The sequence below is a fragment of the Brevibacillus sp. NRRL NRS-603 genome (assembly GCF_003013445.1).
Taxonomy (GTDB): domain Bacteria; phylum Bacillota; class Bacilli; order Brevibacillales; family Brevibacillaceae; genus Brevibacillus; species Brevibacillus formosus.
This window is the reverse complement of the sequence record NZ_PXZN01000012.1, coordinates 242,890-265,096: the sequence shown is the minus strand read 5'-3', so window position 1 is coordinate 265,096 and position 22,207 is coordinate 242,890. Positions and strand designations below refer to the sequence as shown.

Below are 22,207 nucleotides of genomic sequence, written 5' to 3'. Positions count from 1 at the left end.
CGGCTCCTCCCTTTTTATGTAACTAGCAATGGCTACGGCATGACATACGGTTGTTCGAATAAAATATTCTCGACTGCCTCTACTACTTTTTCCGTCCACTCCCGTTCCTGATCCACGTTTGTGAGATAAATTATTGTTTTATCTTTTTGGATGTAACGTCTTAGCCAGCTTCTATATCCCGGCCAGCTTCCGCCGTGATGCACGACTTTTCCCGTCACCTGATCTTCATGCAGCCGCCAGCCATATCCATAATGAGAAAGACTGTTATCAGTAAGCTTCACTGGGGAAAACGCTCTCTCTAGTGTCGCTTTTTTGACCAGCTTTTCTGTGTACAGAGCTCTGTCCCACTTACGCAAGTCATCCAGTGATGAACTAATCGCGCCGTCTCCCTGAATGCCATCCAGATAAATGACAAAATCCTGCTCGCTTGATTCATCCGGTAACACGAATGCTTCCGATTGAGAAGAATACAAATATCCATAGGCGTAATGCTGGATCGACTCAGGAGAATATCTTCGGTTGTATACTTTCGTATGCTGCATATCTAGTGGTTGAAAAATGTGTTGCTGCAAGAAATCAGCAAATGGTGTATCGGCTACGTGTTCTACGATAGAAGCCAATAAAGCATAGCCAGTATTACTGTACTCATACTTTTCATTGGGTAGAAATAAGACGTTGGGGCGATGCATGATTAGCTGTTCGAGTATGTCCTGATTCGTAGCGATCTGTGTTTTATCCCAATATTGAGAAAATAACTCCATGTAATCTGGCAAACCGGATGTATGCACAAGTAGATTCTCTACACTAATATCGTCATAAGGAAAATCTGGAAAGAAGCTGTCTACTTTATCTGCATAGTCGAGCTTCCCCTGCTCTTGCAAGATCATGATGCCCATTGCCGTAAACGCCTTGGAAACCGATGCAAGTTCAAATACAGAATGCGGTGACAATCTCTCAGCCGTTTCCAGATTGGCCATTCCTATGGAATTTTGATAAAAAGGTTTTCCTTCTTCCAAAATCAAGATGTTGCCGCTCCAATTGTTTTGTTCGGCAATGGTAGAAAAAAGCTCATCAAGCCGGCGGCATCTTGCATCACTTACGTTTGCTCGCAGTGTCATTTTTCGTTTCCCCCACTCGTTTTTGTAAATTGTCTCCCCGTAAAAGCCATTCGAACAATCTCATTCTTTCCTACTCTGATAAAGCGTGCCGAGAAATCTGTCCCAAAAGCCCGGATTACAAAGAGATCTTCTGCAAACGGCTTCATTACGTAGTTTTCTCCCAAAAAGGAGAGTATCAGCTGATCATTTTCCAAACGGATCGGCACTGTCCCAAACTCACTGGAATGATAATCCCCCACGAACTGATTCATTTCTTCCTCGGTTAGGAACTCAATCTTGCTAACCAGATGAGAGGATTCAGGAGGGCGGTTTTCCAGACTATTTAGCGCACCCAACATAACCGCAAGAACCGGCGACAATTCTAAATTGGACAGTGCCACTCCAGCCAGTCCTGTTTCGGGAAAAAAGCACATCTGAGCCGTAACCCCTTTAATACCACCACTATGTTCCACTAACTTTTTTCCGTAGTAGTCAGAATTGATTACCAATCCGTACCCGTAAAATTGACCAGGTACCATCTCAGTCGGAAAGTACGGGGTTATCATTCGTTGTACACTTTCAGGTGTCAGGATACGATTTCCCCCTGCTGTAAGCCCACCTTTGCAGAACATGTCCGTATATCGCAACATATCCCGCACCGTTGATTTTAAAAATCCTGCCGCCCGAGAAGCGGGAGTGTCCCACCAATTCGGAGATGAGACCACTTCCTTGTGATCGCCTTTGTCCCGCATGATATACAGCTTTGTAATATTCTCGTATCCATTCAGCTCTTCCAGAAAAAAGCTTGTGTGCTCCATCCCGATTGGATCTATGATATGCTCCTTGACATAAGTCTCATACGACTTCCCGCTGACTCTTTCAATGATCGCTCCCAGCAAGGCAAAACCATCATTAGAATAACTGAACTCCGTGCCTGGTGGCCCTAAAAGCTCTAAATCTAAGGTAGCGATTACATTCATCAGGTCTTCGTACGTATCGATTGGTACCACATCATCTGTCTGGTTTTGCAGAAATGGATGGTCTTCTACCTCATTCTCTTCCAAGTTTCGCATCACACTTGCATAAAAAGTTGGCAAGGGAGGAATTCCACTCGTATTCGTCATAAAATGATGAATCGTGATTTGCCCCACATCAAGATTTTTCAGACGAAATTCCGGCAAGTATTTGACAACAGGGTCATGCACAGATAACTTACCCGCTTCTTGTAATTGCAAGACCGCCACACAGGTAAAGGATTTTGTTATCGATCCAATTCCAAATACCGTATCGATCGTAACCCCTAACTGCTGTTCCACATCACGGAAGCCAAATCCGTTACTGTAAAAGATTTGACCATCCTTTGCTATCCCCATACAAACACCGGGAACCTGACCTTTTGTTATCCATTCTTGAGCATATTGTTCAAAAGAATCCATCCATTCGTTATTTTGCATGCGCTTCTCTCCTTTGTTGACTGGTAGTAGTTAGTTCTCGATCCAGCTGTCATTATATGTCGGCATGACAGATGTCCACTTTACTCCTTTTACTCGAGAATTTATGACAGTAAAGGTCTTATCGTAATAGAGAGGGACAACATACGCTTGCTCAATCAGATGCTTTTGTACATCCATATACACTTGCTTTCTGGCATCAGTCTGTATGGTTGTACGCCCTTTCCATAAGAGAGCATCCAGTTTGTCATCTTTTACACCAGACAGGTTGTAGGCACCGCTGGAATGAAAATAGAAGTATAAAATATCAGGGTCATCATAGGCGCCCGAGATCAACGTTACATCAAAATTTCCTTTGACGACTTCCTGCATGTACCCTGCTATTTCTAGATTCTGTATCATGATGTTGATTCCAGCCTCTCCCAGCATGGCTTGGAGCAATTGGGCTTCCTTGTCAAAATCTGCGGTACTGAGTAAATTCAGACTCAGTGTTTTTCCGTCCTTTTCCCTAACACCACTTCCATTTACATTCCAACCAGCATCGTCCAATAATTTCTTTGCTTCGTTCACATTATACGCGTACCTGTACTTTTCTAACGATTTGTCATACCCTAGCGTCGATGGAGATAACGGCATATGGGCTACTTCGCCTTCTCCCTGCATAACAGCTTGGACAATGGCTTCTTTATTGATGAGCATATGAAATGCTTTTCTCACCTGAATATCTTCAAACGGCGTTCGCCTCAAATTCATCTCCATCAATAAACCCAGCCCAGGGCGTAAGCGCTCTATCACTTGATATTTCGGATTATTCCGATAATATTCTGCGTCTTTCACAGGTATTTCGGTTGCTACATCGATCGCACCACTCTCTAGCGCTGACAACCTGAGTTGGCTGTCAGCAATCGCTTTTATAACAAGTTTGTCGGCTCTTGGAGGTCCTTGATTTTCATAATATGGCTCTCCCCATTGAAAAGCGTCATTTCTAACATAGGTGACACCTTCGCCCGTTTTCCAGCTCTCAAACTTCCACGGCCCCACTCCCACAGGACTCCGGCCGTAATCCTCTCCTGCCTTTTCTATCACTTTCAACGATAACGGCTGCGTAATAGAATTCCCTAGCGAATCGAGGAAGGCAGTATTTGGTTCGTGTAGTTCCAGGACGAGGGTCTGATCGTCTGGCGCTTTCACACTTTTTATTGGGACCATTACTTCAGCGGCTGTTTTCGCTTTTGTCTGCGGATTGAGAGCACGATCGAAGGTTTCCTTAAAGCTTTTTGCAGTCAGAGGTGTCCCATCGTGAAAGGTAATCCCTGAACGAATCGTGAAGGTCCACGTTTTGCCATCCTCAGAAATTTTATAGTCACTTGCCAGAGAAGGGTTGTATTCGTTTGTGGCAGGATCCTTATACAGCAGGGATCCGCCGAGCAACCAGGTATAGACCCCAGCAGGTCCAGAAGACATGTGCGCATCTAGCGTATCCGGTTCATAAGGGTACGCTACTGTAATGGTTCCGCCCGTTTTGGGTTTAGCACCCTCCTGTTTCTCAGCCGGCACAGTCGTTTGCGTGGTGCAACCAACCACCAAGAACATACATAGTGTGACAAATCCCCCCCAATAGGCACTGTACGTTTTTCGTTTGTTTTTCTTCATGTATCAGCATGCCACCTCCTACCCTTTTCTTTTTGAAACTTCTGATGATGACAAACGATTTCACCTCCTTCGCAAGCTGTCACAACGCGTATAATTACTCTTTATCCATTTGTTGAAGCTTCCACAGTAATGCTTGGTAGAATAATTCATTTGTTTTCATATACGATTGCAGACCAGGATACAGAATTGAACAAATTCTTCTGAAGCGTTCCAAATTTTCGGATTGATTTGAAAGCAACCTTTCAGCAAATCGACGGAAAAATGACTGCGAGACAGGGAGTTCATCAACATCGGCAAACAACAACACATACTCTTGAATATTCGCCTGTACGACAGGACTGTCTGGAGTTGCATGTTGCTCCGCTGCTTTCAACAGCTGTTTATGGTTTTTAAGCATTCTGGCAGTCCACATCTCCACACTGATTTTAGGCAGGTGAACTACTTCCAGGAAGGACATAACATCATGCTTCATCTCCTGGACAATCTGTGGATCATTAAACATATCCTCCAGCTCATCTAATGCAGCCGTTTGCGCTGCCGAAAGCTTGCCTTCCAGCAACGAAGAGACGTTAACCCCTAGTAAAACTATCTCTCGCCATTCAACCGGAAATTGTTCAGGAAAAACGGATGAAAACATTTTTTCCAAAATAAACTTTTCCCGTTCCAATGCATCTGCGAAAATGGATTCTATTAGCTCGTGCATATAGCTCAAAGAATCACCCTTACTCTTTTTTGTTTGTTCCAAAATGGATTTCATGCTGGCAAGTGTGCGCATTTGGAGGTCCAAAGCTTCGATTTGCCATTCTATCGCCATATCAACAGGGATATCCCCAGCTAGCATTCTCTTAATCTCATCAATGCCAAAGTTTAAATAGCGAAGGGTTAGGATCAGTTTTAACCGCCATATTTCCTCTGCTGTATACATACGGTGACCTCCAGGAGTTATCTCAGCAGGGGAAAGCAGGCCAATCTCGTCATAATAACGAACAGTGGGTACAGAAGACCCTGTCATTTTCGCCACTTGTCCTATGGAGAACTTTGCGTCCTTTGTTGTTTGATCATTCAGTTGATTTTGTGTGGTGTCTGATCTGTTCCTCGCCTTTGCGTGCATGTTACAACACCTCCTTACCAATTATAAAACCTCAAGTAACTTGAGATTCAAGGGGCAACATGAATAAAGGAGTAAGGCATCCGCAACATTTGCTCCCGAAGAAAATCATGCGAAGATGAATATTCCTTCTTTTCTTGCGAGTTCTCTAGTAACATATCCAGCGAGATTTTCCGTAACCTAGAAAGATGAACGATGGGAGTATCACCAACCGCTTGATGAATGCCTGATAAAATCGTGTTTTCCATAGACATAGTGCCTCTTTTCGTATATTTTGGACTATATAGTGTCTGCCCCGAACTATATACAGATTGATTGAAGTTTATCACGTATATACGTGCAAGATAACGACCGAATTCGATGGAGGGCATTTATGGAAGAGTTTCAGACAAATATTGGAGAGAACATAAAGCGTATCCGCAAAGAAAGAAACTTGAGCTTGGATAAAACTTCTGAAATAACAGGGGTTAGCAAAACGATGTTAGGACAAATTGAGAGAGGCAAGTCTGCTCCAACCATCACAACCCTCTGGAAAATAGCTAGTGGGCTGCGCTTATCATTTTCTTCACTCGTTAGTCAATACAAGCCGAATGTTACGATCGTAAAAAAGAAGGAAGTAAACCCCATTATTGAAAATAACGGACAATATCGTGTGTATCCACTTGTCCCCTATAATCCTGAACAACAGTTTGAGATCTTTTTAGTAACCCTTGAACCGGGATGCGAGCATATCGCAGAACCGCATACAACTGGGGTTGAGGAATTTATTCTCGTAAACGAAGGCACGCTGGAGGTTGTTGTCAATGAACAAGTTTATGTAGTTGAGCCAGAGGATACTCTTATTTTTAAAGCGGACAGGCCTCACATTTATCGAAACAACGGAGATCGTATCGTAAAGTGTTCCATAGTCATTCACTACTCCAGTCAATGAAAACAAAGAGAAACCCCATACATGTAGGGTTTCTCATCCGTTTGATCACGAGTATAGATGCTATCCGTTTACAGGGCTCCCCCATTCCCGTTTCCGCTCATATAGCGAGCTCGTAATAATACGGTCTAGCAGGTGTGTAAAGGTCATGCCTGCTGCAGCAGCACTCTTTGGAAATAGGCTGTTGGCGGTCATCCCCGGTAAAGTGTTTACTTCTAGCACGTAAGGAATATCCTGACTCAAAATCATATCAACCCTTGCATAGACTTTGCACTGCAGCAATTGGTAGCTGGCAAGCGCCGCCTCGCGCACACGCTGCTGAATAACGGGAGGAAGCTCGATCACCTTCTCTTCCGCGCCGCCGTCCTCATATTTCGCTCGGTAGTCGAACCACTCTGAATGCGCCGAGCGAATGCCGATAATTGGTAGTACCTCGCCATCCAGAATTGCACAGGTTAGCTCCGTCCCTTTCAAATAGGGCTCAATCAAGATCCCCTGATCCAAATAACTGGCTTCCTGAACAGCCGACAGCAGCTCCTTCTCATTTTGCACGAGCTGGACACCGATACTGGATCCCCCCAAATTTGGCTTCACAATCACCGGGTAACCCAATTGCTCCACCGCCTGCGGATCATAAACGTCCTTCCAGTAAAGTCCCGCTGGTGTTTGAATGCCCGCCGTCTTCAACAGCATCTTGGACAGTTGTTTATTCATGCAAAGGCTGCTTGCCAGGACACCGCTTCCTGTATAGGGAATACCGAGTGTCTCCAGCGCTCCCTGCACTGTGCCATCCTCACCATATTGGCCGTGCAGCGCCAACAGCGCGAAATCGATGCCTGCCTGCTGAGCCTGCGTGATTAAATCCGCTCGCTGCGTAACGACAATGGGAACTGCCTCATAGCGACTGCGATCCAAATGATTGATCATCTCTTGACCAGTCTTCAGAGAAACCTCACGCTCCGAAGAAATACCACCCATAATAACGCCTATCTTCATGATGACACCTCATTTTTCTGCTAAATGGTTGTGCAATTTGTAATCGTTATGTCTCAAGAAATCGACGCGCCTGTTTGCCGATTATCTGAATACCCCGTACGATATTTTCATCCGTTACTCGTGAAAAACCTAGTCGCAAGGTATTCGTCCCTGTTCCTTCCTGAATAAAAAATTTGTCCCCCGGTGTAAAAATGACACCCTGCTCTGTGCACGCTTCTAGCAGCTGGCGTGTATTTACCTCTGACGGAAAGGTAAGAAACAAATGCAAGCCCCCGTCGCCAGATAGCTGCGCCTCAGGGAGATGTGCTTCACAGCATGCCTTCGTCAGTTCATATTTGCGCTTATATTCCATACGTGCTTTTTTTACATATTTATCGAAATTTCCATTCAGCAAATATTGATAGAGTATCGATTGATCGATGGTTGATGTATGAATGGTTCGTGCACGTTTCATGCTTTCCAGATTGTCGATCAATGCCTTGTCTCCGAGCACCCAGCCCACTCGCAATCCAGGAAACAGTACCTTGGAGAAGCTACCAATATAGATGACTCCGTTCCCTTGCCCTGCTCTCGCGATTAATGGCGCAACATGCGCTCCCGAGTAGCGCAGCTCCTCATTGAATCCATCCTCGATCACTGGAATCTGATAGTGCATCAGTAATTTCATAACAGCACTGCGCTTCGCCGGCGACATGACAATGCCTGTCGGATTGTGATAGGAAGGAGTCAAATAGGCCAGATCGAAACTGTTCTGCTTGTGCAATACCGCCTCGAGCTGCTCCACATCCATACCATCATTCCTCATTGGAATGCCGGTAATCTCAAACCCTTGCAGCTTCAAATTCTTGATCGCTGTATGATGAGTCGGATTTTCACAAATAGCTGCCCCACGGCGCGTAGAAGGACGCAGTGCCGACAACACGATGTCAAAACCTTCTGTAAACCCGTTTGTAATCAGCATATCCTTACCGCTTAAATCGACACCTTTATTTTCCATATAACGCATCAAGTAATCGATCAGTGGTTTGTAGCCCTTGGCATAGCCGTAGTTGAGCAGCACCTGCCCTTCGATTGCCATCCGATCCATAAAAGCTCGCCTTACATCGCCCATGTCAAACAACTGTTCATCCGGCGCGATGCTTGTAAATGAAATGGTTCCTTTTTCAGCGCGAATGCCCTGCTTCATCATGTCCAGCTCTACAGCAGATATAGCATATTCGTTCATTCGTGCCTTCCAGTCGATTTGCCAGGCAGTTCCTTCGTTATCCGCAGCCAAATGGCCCACCATTGCAGTTACGTAGCTTCCTTTTCCTGGAATCGCATACGTAAATCCGTCATCCTCTAACCCTTCATAGGCAGCAATGACTGTATTGCGGCTCACCTTTAGCAGACTGCTCATTTCTCGTGTGGAGGGCAGCTTTTGATCTGCCTGAAGCGCGCCTTTGATTATTAAACGTTTGACGTATTCTTTCACTTGTATCGCGACTGGCCGGTCACCAACAAGCTTGAAATCCTGGAACATCCTTCATCGCCCCCGTCTATAATGATGGCATGGAAGACGATAGAAAAAAAGAACCACCTCATTGGATTTTTCATCCTTCGGTGGTTCCTCTGAAGCGATCAGTACCATCCAGCGGTAAAAATGAAAGTAAAAAAGAACCCATTTTTCCTAAGGGTTCCTCTTTTGCAATCATTTTTTAGTAGATCCTTTACCAGATGCTATCCGTTTTATGGTTGTTTTGTGCCATTACAATATACTTGTCCAATTGCTGGCTTATCCCCAAAACAACGTCACTTGTAAGACCATGTTTTCCTGCCAATTGAATCATTTGTTGTCGTAGTTGTTCGATGCTTGTTTCTAGATCCAAGTGCTGGCGATTTGCTTCTATTCCCGCGCCCCAGATTGTGCACTTGCTTTTCGGGGTAACTTCTACTTCTCTTTTCAGGGATGTTCCTAGGTGCACAGGGACTTCCCTTTCTAATGAACTTACGAGAGCTTTTATGTTAAGCACCTCCTGTATTTTACAAATTATTACATTAACAAGTATAAATGAATATGCAGGAATTCAACAACTAAGAAAAAATTGAATAGAAAAAAACATCCTATCGAAAGGATGTTTTTCTATAATGGATAAATCCATTCGCTCGTAAGCGTTCGCTATTCCTTTTTCCCAATCAATAATTCCACTTCTTCGATTTCCTTCGGGATCTGCGCTGAGAGCACCTCGCAGCCATCTACGGTTACTAGCACATTATCTTCAATCCGAATGCCAATCGCTTCTTCCTCTATGTACAGACCAGGTTCGATCGTGATCACCATACCAGGTTCCAAAGCGGCACTGTAATCCGAGACATCATGTGTATCCAGTCCAAGGTGATGAGCCACGGAATGATAATAGTATTTGGACAGCTCACTGCTCTCTTGGATGAGACCGAGACGTAGCAGGCCGTCTGTCAGGACTTGTTTCGTTACATCATTGAGTTGTGAAAGTGTGACACCAGGCTTGACTGCTTCGATGGTCTTGATTTCTGCTTCGAGCACAAGTTGATAGATCGCTTTCTGACGTTCTGTAAAGCGACCATTCACGGGAAACGTTCGCGAAATATCAGCCGCATAGTAGTTCGATGCTGCACCGAGGTCAAGGAGGACCAGGTCACCATCTTCTGCACGCTGATTATTCGCTTCATAGTGCAAGATAGTAGCATTGATACCGCTAGCAATGATGGGCAAATAAGGAAGCTCGCGAACACCATGCGACTTCAACGTGAAATCATAGTGGGCCTCTAGCTCATATTCCATCATTCCAGGACGTGCATGTGACCACATGCGCCGGATTGCTTTATCCGTAATCGCAATCGCACGTTGGATTTCTTCGATCTCTGCCGGACTCTTCACCATACGCAGTTCTTTCAGCCATGGGCCCGCATCGTGAATCTGCAGAGTCCGGTATTTCTTCTGCGCGTCTTCGGCAAAAGTATCTGCTGGGGTCAGCTCGTCGCTCCACAGATAGCGATATAAGTCAAGATAGAGCGAGCACTTGCCTTCGCAGCGCCTCATAAAGGTTCCAAATGACTCCAGCCATTCATCGAGATAGTCGAAGTGTTCGATACCAGACAGCTCTTTCGCTTCTTGATCCGATAAGACGGCCCCTGTCCATTTCGCTTCCAGTTCATTTGGACGCTGAAGAAATAGCGTTTCGTTCACGATGCCCGCGCGTTTCGTGATCATGAGAATGAGGTTGCTGCGCGCGATGCCGGTTAGATAATAGAAGTTGCGGTTCGGAGAAAACAGATATTTATCGTCATTGCTGCGTGTCTTGACAACCCCCGAAAATAGGACAAGAACACTGTGGTCAGGCATTTTTTCCGCGAGTTTTTGACGGCGATTGATGAACTCTTTTGAAGTCATGGTTATTGTCATTTGTTTTATACCCCTTCGTTCATAATTTTCTTCATAGATGGATATAGCTTGTGAAAGCGCTATTGATCACTTATGGTTCAGTATAATCAGACAATTATCAAACCTATTTCACTTTGATAAATCGTCATGTATCCTCCCTTCTCCTATATTTTAGGATACTTTCATCATTTGGGAAACGAGTTTCAACAAAGAGCAGTTGCTTTAGGCAAACTGCTCTTTGTTATCGTAGTTTAAGACTGTATTTTATTAAGCGTTACTCTGCCACTCTTTTCGCCCAACGAAGGTCCGGTGTCCCGGTTACACTGAAGCGGATGCCTTCGATCTTTTTGCTGTTGAGGTAGTTTTCGTTATTGAAATAAATCGGGATGACTGGCATGTCCTGCATCAAAATAGTTTCAGCGTCGTGCAGAAGCTTCATGCGTGCTTCCTCGTTTTGCTCGACCTTTGCTTTTTCGATCAGCTCGTCAAATTTCGGATTAGCCCAGTTGGTGAAGTTGCGTGAGCTTTTCCCTGTATACAGCTCTAACATCGCGAGCGGATCGAGGTAATCGCCTCCCCAACCCATGCGGGCAATCTGGAAGTTTTTCTGCTTGAATGTATCGATGTATGTTTTCCACTCTTGATTTTCCAGCTTCACTTGCACGCCCAAATTTTGCTTGAACATTTCTTGCAGCGCTTCGGCGATCTTCTTGTGGTTTTCCGCGGTGCTGTATTTCAGTGTAATCGGAGGAAGCTCTGTCCATCCTTCTTCCTTCAAGCCTTCAGCCAGGAGCTGCTTCGCCTTGGTCGGATCAAACTGATAGTAAGGGGCCACTTCTTCTCGGAAATCCTTACCCGAAGGAGTTTTCACCCCAAATGGCGTATAACCGTAGGCCGGGAGCTGGCCTCCCTTGGTCACGTTTTTCGTCAGGATGTCCCGGTCGATTGCGTAGGAAAAGGCCTGACGAATTTTGGCATTAGTAAACGGCTTTTCCTCTACATTAAACGTGTACGTATAAATGCTGTAGTCCGGGAATGATTTGTATTCTTCTTTTTCTTTTTCCTGCTCAATCACATCAATCGGCAGGGAGTCAATCAGATCAAGCGCTCCTGTTTTGAACATCTGGTAGTAGGTGGTCGCTTCATTTACCATCTTGAAATGGACGGTGTCCATCGTTACCTTTTCTTTCTCCCAATAGCTCTGGCTTTTGGCAATTGTTAGTTGACTGTTGTGGTCCCAGCTCTCTACCGTGTACGGGCCATTGGTCACGATGCTTTTCGCTTCAGCCGCCCAGTTTTTGTCTGCATCCGCGACTTTCTTGTTCACCGGCAGGTAGGCGCGACTCATCATGATTTTCGGGAAATAGGTGATCGGGTCTTTCAGTCCAACGATGAGTGTTCGGTCATCCTTTGCCTTGATCTGGACGTCATCCACGCTGCCTTTGCCCGTGTTGTACGCCTCCGCGCCTTGTATGTAGTAGAGTGCGGATGGTTCATACGCAGCAGTCTGCGGATTCAGCACGCGCTTCCAGGAGTATTCGTAGTCATGCGCCGTCAACGGATCGCCGTTCGACCATTTCATCTCGGGGCGCAGGGTAAACGTGTAGGTTTTGCCGTCTGGGGAGATTTCCACCTTTTCGGCTGCGCCTTCACTGATGTCTCCATTCTGGCTGTATTGGTACAATCCTTCGTACAGATGGTCAATCACCCAGTACGAGGTGGTATCGGAAGCGAATGCCGGGTCTAATGTGTATGGTTCGCCCCGCAGGTTAGCGGTCATGACTTGTTTGACGGCTGTCCCCGTCTGTTGATCGGAAGAAGCAGCCGGTTTATCGCTGCCGCACGCAGAAAGCGCAGGCACAGCGAGTGCCAGCAATGCGGCAAAAGCGAGCAATCCTTTTTTCATGATGATTTCCTCCTTGTTCTCCTCTGTCTACTGTACAAGATGGCATGCGATCCAGTGTCCGTGCCTCACCTCCTTCCAGTCAGGCGCTGTTTCGGCGCAAACGCCTTGGGCAACCGGACATCTGGTGCGAAACGGACAACCGCTTGGCGGATGGATCGGGCTGGGCGGTTCTCCGGTCAACACGATTTGCTCCCGCTCTTCACGTTGGGCTGGATGGGAGACGGGCATAGCCGAGATCAAGGCCTGCGTGTATGGATGTAGTGGCGTAGTAAACAACTTCTCGCTCGGTGCCAGCTCCATCATCTGTCCTAGATACATCACGCCTATCCGGTCGCTGATGTGCTTCACCATCCATAGGTCATGGGCGATAAACAGATAGGTGATGGACCGTTCTGCCTGAAGATCGGCTAAAAGATTGACGATTTGCGCCTGAATGGACACATCCAGTGCAGAGATGGACTCGTCTGCCACGATAAAGCTGGGCTCCACCGCAAGCGCGCGGGCGATGCCGATACGCTGTCGCTGTCCGCCGCTAAATTCATGCGGAAAGCGTTTTGCGTGGCTTGGGTGCAATCCTACCAGCTCCAGCAGCCGATAGATGCGCTCTTCTCGCTCTTTTCCTTTTGCCAAACCATAGGAGTCGATTCCTTCAGCGATGATGTCGCCTACCCGCAATCGCGGATTGAGTGAGGCCTGCGGATCTTGGAAGATCAGCTGCATGTGGCGGTTTGCTTCCCGTCGCTCACGTCTATCCATTCTGGCGATGTCTTTGCCTTGAAACAGGATGTGCCCCGCACTAGCCGGGTACAGCCCCACGATCGTCCTGCCCAGCGTAGACTTGCCGCAACCGCTTTCCCCAACGATTCCGAGCGTCTCCCCTCGCCTGATTTCAAAAGAGACGCGGTCAACAGCTCTAACCCGTTGGCCTCCGCCAATCTCAAACGATTTAGCGAGATTCTCCACCGCTACTATGTTGTCAACCATGTGTCTCCCTCCCTGCTACCATACACGCTTCTGTTCTCTGGGCACGCGGGTCGTTCAGCCAGCAGCTCGCCTCATGCTGATTGAAAAACGAATTCGATTGCGGCATATGCTCCATGCAAATTTCCATGGCAAACCGGCAACGGGCAGCGAAGGGGCAACCAGCAGGCGGACGAAACAGATCCGGCGGTGTTCCTTCGATGGGGATCAGCCGCTCTTTTTTGCCTGCATCGAGGCGTGGCACAGACTGCAACAGCCCTTGTGTGTATGGATGGCGCGGGTTGTCGAAGATTTCTCCCACGGGGCCGCTCTCCACCACTACGCCTGCGTACATTACCGCTACATGATCGGCCACCTCCGCGACTACACCCAGATCGTGGGTGATCAAAATGATCGACGTGTTCAACTGCTTCTGCAACTCCTTCATCAGACGTAGGATTTGGGCCTGAATGGTCACGTCGAGCGCTGTCGTCGGCTCGTCTGCGATAACCAACTGCGGCTGGCAAGCAAGCGCCATGGCGATTCCGACACGCTGCCGCATGCCTCCACTTAGCTCGTGCGGATATTGTTCAAATCGTCTCGCCGCTTCCGGAATGCCCACCCTCTCCAGTAGTTTCCGTGTCTCTTCTTTTGCTTCCGTCTTCGTCTGCTTTCGATGTTTGATCAGCCCTTCCGCAATCTGCTGACCGATTTTCATCGTGGGGTTCAGCGATATCATCGGGTCTTGGAAGATCATGCCGATCTGCGAGCCGCGAACCTGCTGCCATTCCAGCTTCGTCAGCCCAGTCAGTTCACGCCCGCGAAACCGAATGCTGCCGCCTTTTACCTGACCGGACCGCGGAGGAATCATCCCCATCAATGCTCGGGCAGTCACACTTTTTCCGCAGCCGCTTTCCCCGACAATTGCCAGTGTCTCTCCCTCCTTCACAGAAAAAGAAACCCCTCTTACTGCCTGCACCTCTCCACCGTACGTGCGAAAGGAGACGCGCAACTGATCTACTTCTAACAATGGCTTCATGATGTACTCCCCCTCATCTCCTGATCCGTGGGTCCAGTGCGTCCTGCAAGCCGTCCCCGAGTGCATTGCACGCGAACATGGTAAGCGAAATCATGAATCCCGGAAAAAACAGACGCCACCACTGCCCGCTCAGCATAACCGCCAGCGCGTCGTTAGCCATGGTTCCCCAGCTGGCGGTTGGCGCTTGCACACCCAGCCCAAGAAAGCTGAGAAACGATTCGGCGAAAATCGCGTGCGGGATCGTAAAGGTCAGGTTGACGATGATGACGCCGATCGTATTCGGCACCAGATGCTTCATAATGATTTTGACATGAGAGGTGCCCAGCTTTTCTGCGGCCAGCACAAACTCCTGACGCTTGATCTGCATGATTTGTCCTCTGACCAGGCGGGCCATCCCCACCCAGCCAGTCAGGGAAAGGGCAATTATGATCGTTGAGAGACCAGGCTCCAGTACCACCATCAGCAGGATTACTACTAGCAAATACGGAATACTGTATAGAATTTCAGCCAACCGCATTAGGATGTTGTCCACACGGTCTCCCAGCTTGTTTCTGCCTGCCATATAACCGGATATCCCGCCGATGCATACCCCAATCACTAGGTCGATGGCTGCTGCCGCCACACCAATAAACAAAGAGATTTGACCGCCTGCCCAGGTACGTGCCCACATGTCCCGCCCCAAGTCATCCGTTCCAAACCAGTGCTCGCCCGACAATGGCAGATTTCCTTTTGTCAATGACTGTTCATGCGGGCTGTGGGGAACGAGCATCGGACCGATAATCGAGAGGGTCACCACTGCCATAAGCAGGAAGAACCCGAGCATGGCCAGCTTGTTGCTGCATACCCGCTGCCATACCTCCGGCCAATACCCAAGACTGGGACGTTCCCAAGTTTCCTCGGATAGCCGGTTTCGGTCGACTGGTCGAAACAAGGAATCCAGTTGTGTTGCCTGATTGGCCATAACGCTACTTCCCTCCACTCGTCAATCTGATGCGCGGGTCAATCACCCGATACAGCAGGTCGATCATGTACAAAGTAAAAATGAGCACAAAGCTGTAAAAGACTGTCGTTCCCAAAATAACAGGATAATCGCGGTTAAAAATGCTTTCCACGAAGTATTTGCCGAGCCCGGGAATGGCGAAAATCTTTTCCACCACAAAGGTTCCGGTCATCAGGTTGGCAAACAGCGGACCAATAAAAGTAAGAACCGGCAGTATGGCGTTGCGCATCCCGTGTCTAACGACAATGGAAAAGGTGCCAAGCCCTTTTGCCTCCGCTGTACTTATGTATTCCTGTTGCCAAACCTCAAGCATACTGGCTCGAACAAAACGGGCAATAATGGCGAGCGGACCGATAGCGAGCGCAAGCGTTGGAAGAATCGAGTGTTCCCAGCTCCCCCACGCAGCAACGGGAAATAGCTCCCATTTGACCGCCAAGTACTTGATCAACAGTGGCGCTAGAATAAAGCTGGGGACGGAAATTCCGATGATCGCTGCAAACATGGACAAGAAATCCAGCGTTCGATTGTGATAGAGTGCCGCTACGATTCCCAGTGTGATTCCACCTACTAGCGCGACAATAAACGACTGGAGTCCCAGAACAGCCGAGGCGGGAAATCCCTCTGCAATCAGCTTGTTCACATCCCTCGTCTTGGACTGGATAGAGGGCCCCAAGTCAAATTGCAGCAGTCCTTTCAGATAGAGCAAGTACTGTACCGTGATTGGCTGATCCAGGTTGTACTCCGCCCGCATGTTCTTCACTACTTCTTCCGGAAGCATTTTGGCGTCAGAAGCGAATGGATCACCCGGAATCAGGTGCATGGTCACAAATGTTACCGTGACAATAATCCACAGCGTAACGATCATGAGAAAGCCACGCTTGACTGCATAATGAAGCACGTTGTTTCCTCCTTCACAAAAAACAAAGTAAAAAGATATAAATACAATGAATTGAAAATATAGAAAACCCCTCTCCGAAAAGAAGAGGGGCGATTGCACGGTTCCCACCTTCTCATCTCGCAGAATAACTCCGCAGGAATTAGCACCGTAAGGTCAATCAGACCAAGGTTGCCGGGTTTCATCGGGCCAGTCCCTCCACCACTCTCGATAAGAATGTTCTATGAAATTTAATTTCATCGTAAAATTCTTTTTTATCTTATCATTTTACTCGGATATGTCAATGCTGTTCAATGACAATTGATTTTTCTTTATTTTTTATGGAAATATAAAAATGTCTGCCCAAATCTTAATCGTGGTGGCTAGGATCAACAAGGCAAGAATAGTTTGGAGAATACGGGTACCCAAACATTTGCTGACCTTCGCACCGAGCGGCGCTGCCATGATGCTTGCGATTACCATGATCACGGATGGCCACAGCAATATGTCCCCCGCCATCCATTTCCCTACGGTCGAACCGATGGAGGAAAGAAACGTGATGGCAAGAGAGGAAGCAATTGCAACTCTCGTCGGTATCTTGAGGATGATCAACATGATGGGAACCAAAATAAAAGCGCCAGCGGCCCCAACAATTCCGGAGGCTCCTCCTACAATCAAAGCGGATAATACGGCTGTTGGTTTATGAAAGATAACCTTGGTATTTTCACGTTCATCTACTCGCTTTTTTGGCAGGAACATCAAGATGACAGCAATGGTGGCCAGAATGGCGTAAACGATATGGATGGCTTCTGCGGAAAGATATTTTCCTCCATATCCTCCAAGCAAGCTACCGACAATAATGGCACTTCCCATGCACAGAACGAGCTGGTAATGGATAACCTTATCTTTGCGCAGAGTCCAAACAGCAGCTAGGGTGGCAAAAAATACTTGGACGGCACTTATTCCGGATACTTCGTGAGCTGTGTAAGCAACAAATCCAAGGGCGGGCGGAATGTACAGAAGCATTGGATACTTGATGATGGAGCCCCCGATTCCCACGAGACCAGAAATAAACGATCCCGCGAAACCGATAACAAACAGTGTGATCACAAGATCGATAGTCATAGGCTCACTCTTTGCAACTCCTCGCTTCGTTTTATCCTCGTTCTACAACTGCCAAGCCGTCTAGTTGCCATTTCAAGATTCCGCCGCTCAAATTTATTACATCCTTGAATCCGTTTGCTTTCAGGATGCTTGCTCCAATGGCGGATCGGACACCGGAGCGGCACTGTACGAGAACTGGCTTCTCGTGAGGAATCTCATCCAGCCGCATGGCGAGAGTACCGAGCATGATGTGCTGTGCATCCGGAATGTGTCCTTCCTTCCACTCAGCCAGATTGCGTACATCCACTACGTGAACCTCTCCTTTTTCCACCCGTTCTGCAATCTCCAGCGGTGTTACGTCTTCGATTATCTCGAGCGAAGACTCTTCACTTTCCATTAGCTTGCCGCTGTCGATAAAGCCTGTGACACGATCAATCCCTACAGCATGCAAGGCTTGTAAAATCTCGTCCAGCTCATCTGGGTTGCCCAGGATGTGAACCGGACGATCGTAATCGACGATCCAGCCCGCCCAGTTGGCAAATGACTTGTTAAAAGGAATGTGAAGTGTTCCCGCCAGATGCCCCTTCGCAAATTTCTGGAAAGGACGCGTATCGATCACCTGTCCGTTTCCCAGCGATTCCTTTACCGCTTCAAGCGAGTTGAACTCTTGAACAACAGGGAGTTCCTTGAGCAAGGCAGGGCCTTCCTTATTCACGCGTTTCATCACGGCAAAATACGTTGGCGGCTCTGGTTGTCCATCCAGGAGTGTATTGACGAATTCCTCTTCAGTGGAGAGTAACAGCGCCCAGTTAAAGAGCTTTTCATAACCGACGGTAGAAGACGGTACGGCCCCCAATGCTTTCCCGCAAGCACTTCCTGCGCCATGAGCTGGCCATACCTGCATATAATCCGGCAGTTGCTTGAATTTTTGGAGGGACTGGAACATGGCTCTTGCACCTAACTCGGACGTCCCCTTCATTCCTGCCGCTTTTTCGAGCAAGTCCGGTCTGCCGATATCGCCGACAAAAACGAAATCTCCCGTGAAGATCCCGATGGGGCGATCTGCATTCCCTCCGACGTCTGTCAAAAGGAAAGAGATGCTCTCAGGTGTATGGCCAGGAGTATGCATGACTTCAAATAGCAGGTTTCCAATAAAAAAACGATCTCCATCGTGGACAAGCTGATGGTTCAAACCTTCCAAGTACTGATATTTCCATTCCTCATCGCCTTCATTGGATAAAAACAGCTTCGCCTGATGAGCTGCGCCCAGTTCCCTGGCACCAGATACAAAATCAGCGTGAATGTGAGTTTCGGTGGCGGCTACAATGGTAACTCCCTCTGCTTTGGCGACTTGAAAATAAGGAGCCAGATTGCGGGCGGGATCGATCACAATCGCCTCCCCGGTTTTTTGGCAGCCGACCAGATAAGATGCATGGGCCAGCTTTTCATCATAAAAGTAACGCAACAACATCGTGCATTCCTCCTTTAACACGTCTGTTATTTGTTTGATTTTTCCGCGAGTACTTCGAGCAGTGATTGGATAAAACGAACTGTTTTTTGGACGATGGGCTCTTTCATGAGCTTGTAAAGCGCTGAAATGCTGCTTCTCCCCCTCTCTTTTAAAAACTTCCTTACATTAATCCTTTAAGCATGCCCTTCCAATAAAGGATGGGAAGCAGTTCTCTTTTCATCAGGTACATACTGAACCTCTCTTTAGATTGGTCAAAAGGAAAGGTTTCACACGGCTTCAGGTTGTAATCAAATTCGGCTAGCACCAGTTTGTTGTACCCCGTTACGAGTGGGCAGGATGTATAACCGTTGTACTTGGCAGCCAAAGGGGTACCATTGATCAGTGCGAGCAGGTTTTTCTCGACAACTGGCGCTTGTTTGCGAATCGCAGCTCCGGTTTTGGACGTAGGAAGATTCGTGCAATCGCCGATGCCGAAAATAGTGTGGTATCTTTTGTGCACAAGCGTAAATGGATCGACATCGACCCAGCCTCCATTGTCTGCCAATGCGCTGTTTGCAATGAAATCGGGCGCTTTCATGGGAGGGGTCACATGAAGCATGTCATACTTCCATACTACCTGCTCTTTGGTGTCCAAATTCTCAAATACGGCTTCCTTGGTATCTGCCCGCACTTCCATCAGGTTATGCTTGTATCTCGTTTCGATGTTCTTGCGACGAATGACGTTGTTGAGGGTATTGGCATACGTGGGAACATCAAAAATACTTCCCTTCGCTGATGCAAAAATGATCTCTGACTGGTTGCGAACATGTAATTTCCGAAAGTAGTCATCGGCCAGATACATGATTTTCTGAGGAGCTCCGCCGCATTTTACGGGTGAATTCGGATGCGTAAAAATCGCAGAGCCGCCTTTAAAACTCTGGATGGCTTCCCATGTACTTTCTACCGTTTCGTATGCGTAGTTGCTGCAAACGCCGTCCTTCCCAACAGCTTCCTTCAAACCCTTTACGCTCTCCCAATCTAGTTGCAGACCGGCAGCAACAACGAGGTAGTCATAGGAAACGATGGTCCCCTGATTCGTGCTGAGCGTGTTTTGTTCTGGTTGAAACATGGTGACCGCATCGCAAATCAAATCGACGCCTGCGGGAATCAGAGAGGAGAGGTCACGCTCGGATTCCTCCTTTTTCGCGGCGCCCCCTCCGACTAATGTCCACAAAGGCTGATAATAATGCTTGGATGCGGGATCGATGATGGCGACTTGTCCCCTGAGCCTTTTGGAAGCCCGGACGATACGGGCAGCAACAGAGATACCGGCTGAGCCTGCTCCCACGATGACAACCGTATAGTGAACTTGTTTTGCCATAGTTCCTCCTTCGCCGACGGTATGGTTTCTAATCGTACGATGATGGTTCATGAGATGTAGTCACTATATTCAGTTTATTCTCCTTTTATTTTTTCTATATAGGGGAAGTCCCCTACTTTTTGATCTATGCGATTAAAATGCCAGATCGAGATATCTATTTTTAATCGCGTATTGGATCAATTGATGCTTAGAATCCAGTCCTAGTTTCTGCATGATATTCGTTTTGTGGTTCTCCACAGTTTTGACGCTGATCAGCAGTTTATCTGCCATTTCCTTATTGGTATAGCCAAGCACAATGAGTCTGACAAGCTCCTTTTCTCGCAGCGTTAATACAGAAGGCAGCGTCCTGGCATCCGATTTCAACCATAGATTGATGACCTCTTGCGATACGGATGTTCTGTAAAAGCGCTTACCTCTATAGACCTCCACAATGGCTTGAAACAGCAGCTCACCATGACTGTTTTTTAAGATGTACCCATCGGCTCCGACAGTAATAGCCTTTTGGACAAAAATCTCCTCGTCATGCATGGTCAATATGACGATTTTCACGAAAGGATTCGACTTGCGAATCTCATTGCTCGCGGTAAATCCATCCAGCCCATTTGGCAATGACAAATCCATCAGCACCACATCGGGTTCCAGCTGATTGGCTTTAAGGATGGCATCGTTTCCTGTATGACTCTCTCCGACAATTTTTATTTGAGAGTAACTTTCGAGAAGCACACGCAATCCCTTCCGAATCATCGTGTGATCATCAACCAAAAGCACCCGTATCACTCGGCTCTCCCTCCTTGTCCTCCTACTGTTACCTTGATCAATGTACCTTCGTGGAGCACGGATTGAATCTGAAGAGTCCCCTCAATCTGATCCACTCGTTCTTCCATATGTTTGAGTCCCAGACCACCCTGAACCTGATCGCGCACAAATCCGATTCCGTTGTCCTGAATCAGTAACGTCAGTAGGTCGTTATCTTTGTACAAAATGACTTCAATGAGTGTCGCCTTCGCGTATTTCAGTGCATTATGTAAGGCTTCTTGGATGACACGGTACAGGTTGATTTCCAAGATTGGCTGAAAATGATCGCTGACATTGCTGTAGGAAAAGGTAATGGAAACATCCTGATGTGCTTTGTTCAAGCTGGAAACAAGATGTTGTACAGTAGGAATCAGCCCCAGTTGATCGAGACTATGCGGACGCAGCTGTAGAGAATACAGCTTGACGTCTTGTATCGCTTTTTCCAGCTCATTCACGATCTCTTGCATGAATTCCCGGAATTGTCCTTTCTCGTTTAGGCGAGCTTGAATCGCTAGAATGCCTACCGAAACGGAATACAAGGATTGTCCTACGCCGTCATGCAGCTCCCGGGCCAGGCGCTTATGTTCATTTTCTTGAGCTTCTAGCGTTTTTTGCAGCACCTGCTTGGAGATTCTGACCTCCTCTTCTTTTTTCTTGACCGTCATATCTTTTAAGACCAAAAGGACATCCTGCCTATTTTGTTCAACATTTTCATAGATGACAGCAGTACTCATCTCCATGTCTACGTACCGCCCTTCATATGTAGGCATCGCAGAAAGAAAATAGGGAACCTCCCGTTTTGCGAGCAAATAACATCGTTCTTCTCCCGGTTCCAACTCTCTGTTTTGGCAGTAGGAGCAGAACGGGACCTTTTCTCCTCGTTTCCAACCGGTCATTTTCTCTGCGGATGGGTTCATCACCATAATTTTTCGTTCCTGGTCCATAAGAATAATCCCGTCTTGCAAGTGGTCGAAGATTTGCCTTAGATACCCGTTATCCATCGCGTTTCCTTCATCACCAGAGTGTTCAAAATTAGTCGCGCTTTGATCCATCATTGGTCCTCCA

The 22,207-nt window shown here is 47.4% G+C and carries 20 protein-coding genes and 1 riboswitch; of the genes, 1 reads left to right on the top strand and 19 read right to left on the bottom strand.

What is annotated here, in order from left to right:
• Positions 1-32: 32 nt before the first annotated feature.
• From C7R94_RS08700 to C7R94_RS08680, 5 genes are all read right to left on the bottom strand, one after another.
• Positions 33-1,118: a serine hydrolase domain-containing protein gene (locus C7R94_RS08700; RefSeq protein ID WP_106780064.1), complete on the bottom strand. Its 1,086-nt coding sequence runs from the start codon at positions 1,116-1,118 to the stop codon at positions 33-35.
• Positions 1,115-2,551, bottom strand: a complete 1,437-nt coding sequence (locus tag C7R94_RS08695; protein WP_106780061.1) for a serine hydrolase domain-containing protein — start codon at positions 2,549-2,551, stop codon at positions 1,115-1,117. Before C7R94_RS08695 ends, C7R94_RS08700 begins: the two co-directional genes overlap by 4 nt.
• Before the next feature lie 30 nt (positions 2,552-2,581).
• Positions 2,582-4,201: an ABC transporter substrate-binding protein gene (locus tag C7R94_RS08690; protein WP_106780059.1), complete on the bottom strand. Its 1,620-nt coding sequence runs from the start codon at positions 4,199-4,201 to the stop codon at positions 2,582-2,584.
• 94 nt (positions 4,202-4,295) lie between these two features.
• Positions 4,296-5,312, bottom strand: a complete 1,017-nt coding sequence (locus C7R94_RS08685) for a MerR family transcriptional regulator (protein WP_106780057.1) — start codon at positions 5,310-5,312, stop codon at positions 4,296-4,298.
• A 47-nt stretch (positions 5,313-5,359) separates the two neighbouring features.
• Positions 5,360-5,557, bottom strand: a complete 198-nt coding sequence (locus C7R94_RS08680) for a hypothetical protein (protein WP_106780055.1) — start codon at positions 5,555-5,557, stop codon at positions 5,360-5,362.
• 125 nt (positions 5,558-5,682) lie between these two features.
• Here C7R94_RS08680 and C7R94_RS08675 point away from each other — a divergent pair, with 125 nt between their 5' ends.
• Entirely contained in the window at positions 5,683-6,240 is a 558-nt protein-coding gene (locus C7R94_RS08675; RefSeq protein ID WP_106780053.1) for a helix-turn-helix domain-containing protein, read from the top strand.
• A gap of 60 nt (positions 6,241-6,300) precedes the next feature.
• Here the strand turns inward: C7R94_RS08675 and C7R94_RS08670 are convergent, their stop codons facing one another.
• From C7R94_RS08670 to C7R94_RS08605, 14 genes are all read right to left on the bottom strand, one after another.
• Positions 6,301-7,233 (bottom strand): D-alanine--D-alanine ligase, encoded by a 933-nt coding sequence (locus C7R94_RS08670; protein WP_106780050.1) that lies wholly within the window; start codon positions 7,231-7,233, stop codon positions 6,301-6,303.
• Positions 7,234-7,279: 46 nt separating this feature from the next.
• Positions 7,280-8,755 carry an aminotransferase-like domain-containing protein gene (locus tag C7R94_RS08665; protein WP_106780048.1) on the bottom strand — a complete coding sequence of 492 codons (1,476 nt, stop codon included), beginning with the start codon at positions 8,753-8,755 and terminating at the stop codon, positions 7,280-7,282.
• A 187-nt stretch (positions 8,756-8,942) separates the two neighbouring features.
• Positions 8,943-9,197, bottom strand: coding sequence for an aspartyl-phosphate phosphatase Spo0E family protein (locus C7R94_RS08660; protein ID WP_106780046.1), 255 nt, complete (start codon positions 9,195-9,197; stop codon positions 8,943-8,945).
• A gap of 194 nt (positions 9,198-9,391) precedes the next feature.
• The gene (locus tag C7R94_RS08655) at positions 9,392-10,642 is read right to left on the bottom strand and encodes an aminopeptidase P family protein (RefSeq protein ID WP_369834995.1); all 1,251 of its coding nucleotides are present in this window, start codon (positions 10,640-10,642) and stop codon (positions 9,392-9,394) included.
• Positions 10,643-10,907: 265 nt separating this feature from the next.
• Positions 10,908-12,539, bottom strand: a complete 1,632-nt coding sequence (locus C7R94_RS08650) for a peptide ABC transporter substrate-binding protein (RefSeq protein ID WP_106780041.1) — start codon at positions 12,537-12,539, stop codon at positions 10,908-10,910.
• 27 nt (positions 12,540-12,566) lie between these two features.
• Positions 12,567-13,523: an ABC transporter ATP-binding protein gene (locus tag C7R94_RS08645; RefSeq protein ID WP_106780039.1), complete on the bottom strand. Its 957-nt coding sequence runs from the start codon at positions 13,521-13,523 to the stop codon at positions 12,567-12,569.
• A complete protein-coding gene (locus C7R94_RS08640) occupies positions 13,516-14,538 on the bottom strand; it encodes an ABC transporter ATP-binding protein (protein ID WP_106780037.1) in 1,023 nt (340 codons plus the stop codon). The genes C7R94_RS08645 and C7R94_RS08640 overlap by 8 nt, the downstream gene beginning before the upstream one ends.
• Before the next feature lie 13 nt (positions 14,539-14,551).
• Positions 14,552-15,499, bottom strand: coding sequence for an ABC transporter permease (locus C7R94_RS08635; protein ID WP_106780035.1), 948 nt, complete (start codon positions 15,497-15,499; stop codon positions 14,552-14,554).
• A 4-nt stretch (positions 15,500-15,503) separates the two neighbouring features.
• Positions 15,504-16,436: an ABC transporter permease gene (locus tag C7R94_RS08630; protein WP_106780033.1), complete on the bottom strand. Its 933-nt coding sequence runs from the start codon at positions 16,434-16,436 to the stop codon at positions 15,504-15,506.
• A gap of 109 nt (positions 16,437-16,545) precedes the next feature.
• Positions 16,546-16,650, bottom strand: a riboswitch (SAM riboswitch).
• A 101-nt stretch (positions 16,651-16,751) separates the two neighbouring features.
• A complete protein-coding gene (locus C7R94_RS08625; protein WP_106780031.1) occupies positions 16,752-17,537 on the bottom strand; it encodes a sulfite exporter TauE/SafE family protein in 786 nt (261 codons plus the stop codon).
• 31 nt (positions 17,538-17,568) lie between these two features.
• Positions 17,569-18,987: an MBL fold metallo-hydrolase gene (locus C7R94_RS08620; protein ID WP_106780028.1), complete on the bottom strand. Its 1,419-nt coding sequence runs from the start codon at positions 18,985-18,987 to the stop codon at positions 17,569-17,571.
• 160 nt (positions 18,988-19,147) lie between these two features.
• Complete coding sequence (locus C7R94_RS08615) at positions 19,148-20,347, bottom strand: FAD/NAD(P)-binding oxidoreductase (RefSeq protein WP_106780025.1); 1,200 nt, start codon at positions 20,345-20,347, stop codon at positions 19,148-19,150.
• A 132-nt stretch (positions 20,348-20,479) separates the two neighbouring features.
• The gene (locus C7R94_RS08610) at positions 20,480-21,124 is read right to left on the bottom strand and encodes a response regulator (protein ID WP_047069350.1); all 645 of its coding nucleotides are present in this window, start codon (positions 21,122-21,124) and stop codon (positions 20,480-20,482) included.
• Positions 21,121-22,197 (bottom strand): PAS domain-containing sensor histidine kinase, encoded by a 1,077-nt coding sequence (locus C7R94_RS08605; protein WP_233220501.1) that lies wholly within the window; start codon positions 22,195-22,197, stop codon positions 21,121-21,123. The genes C7R94_RS08610 and C7R94_RS08605 overlap by 4 nt, the downstream gene beginning before the upstream one ends.
• Positions 22,198-22,207 lie beyond the last annotated feature (10 nt).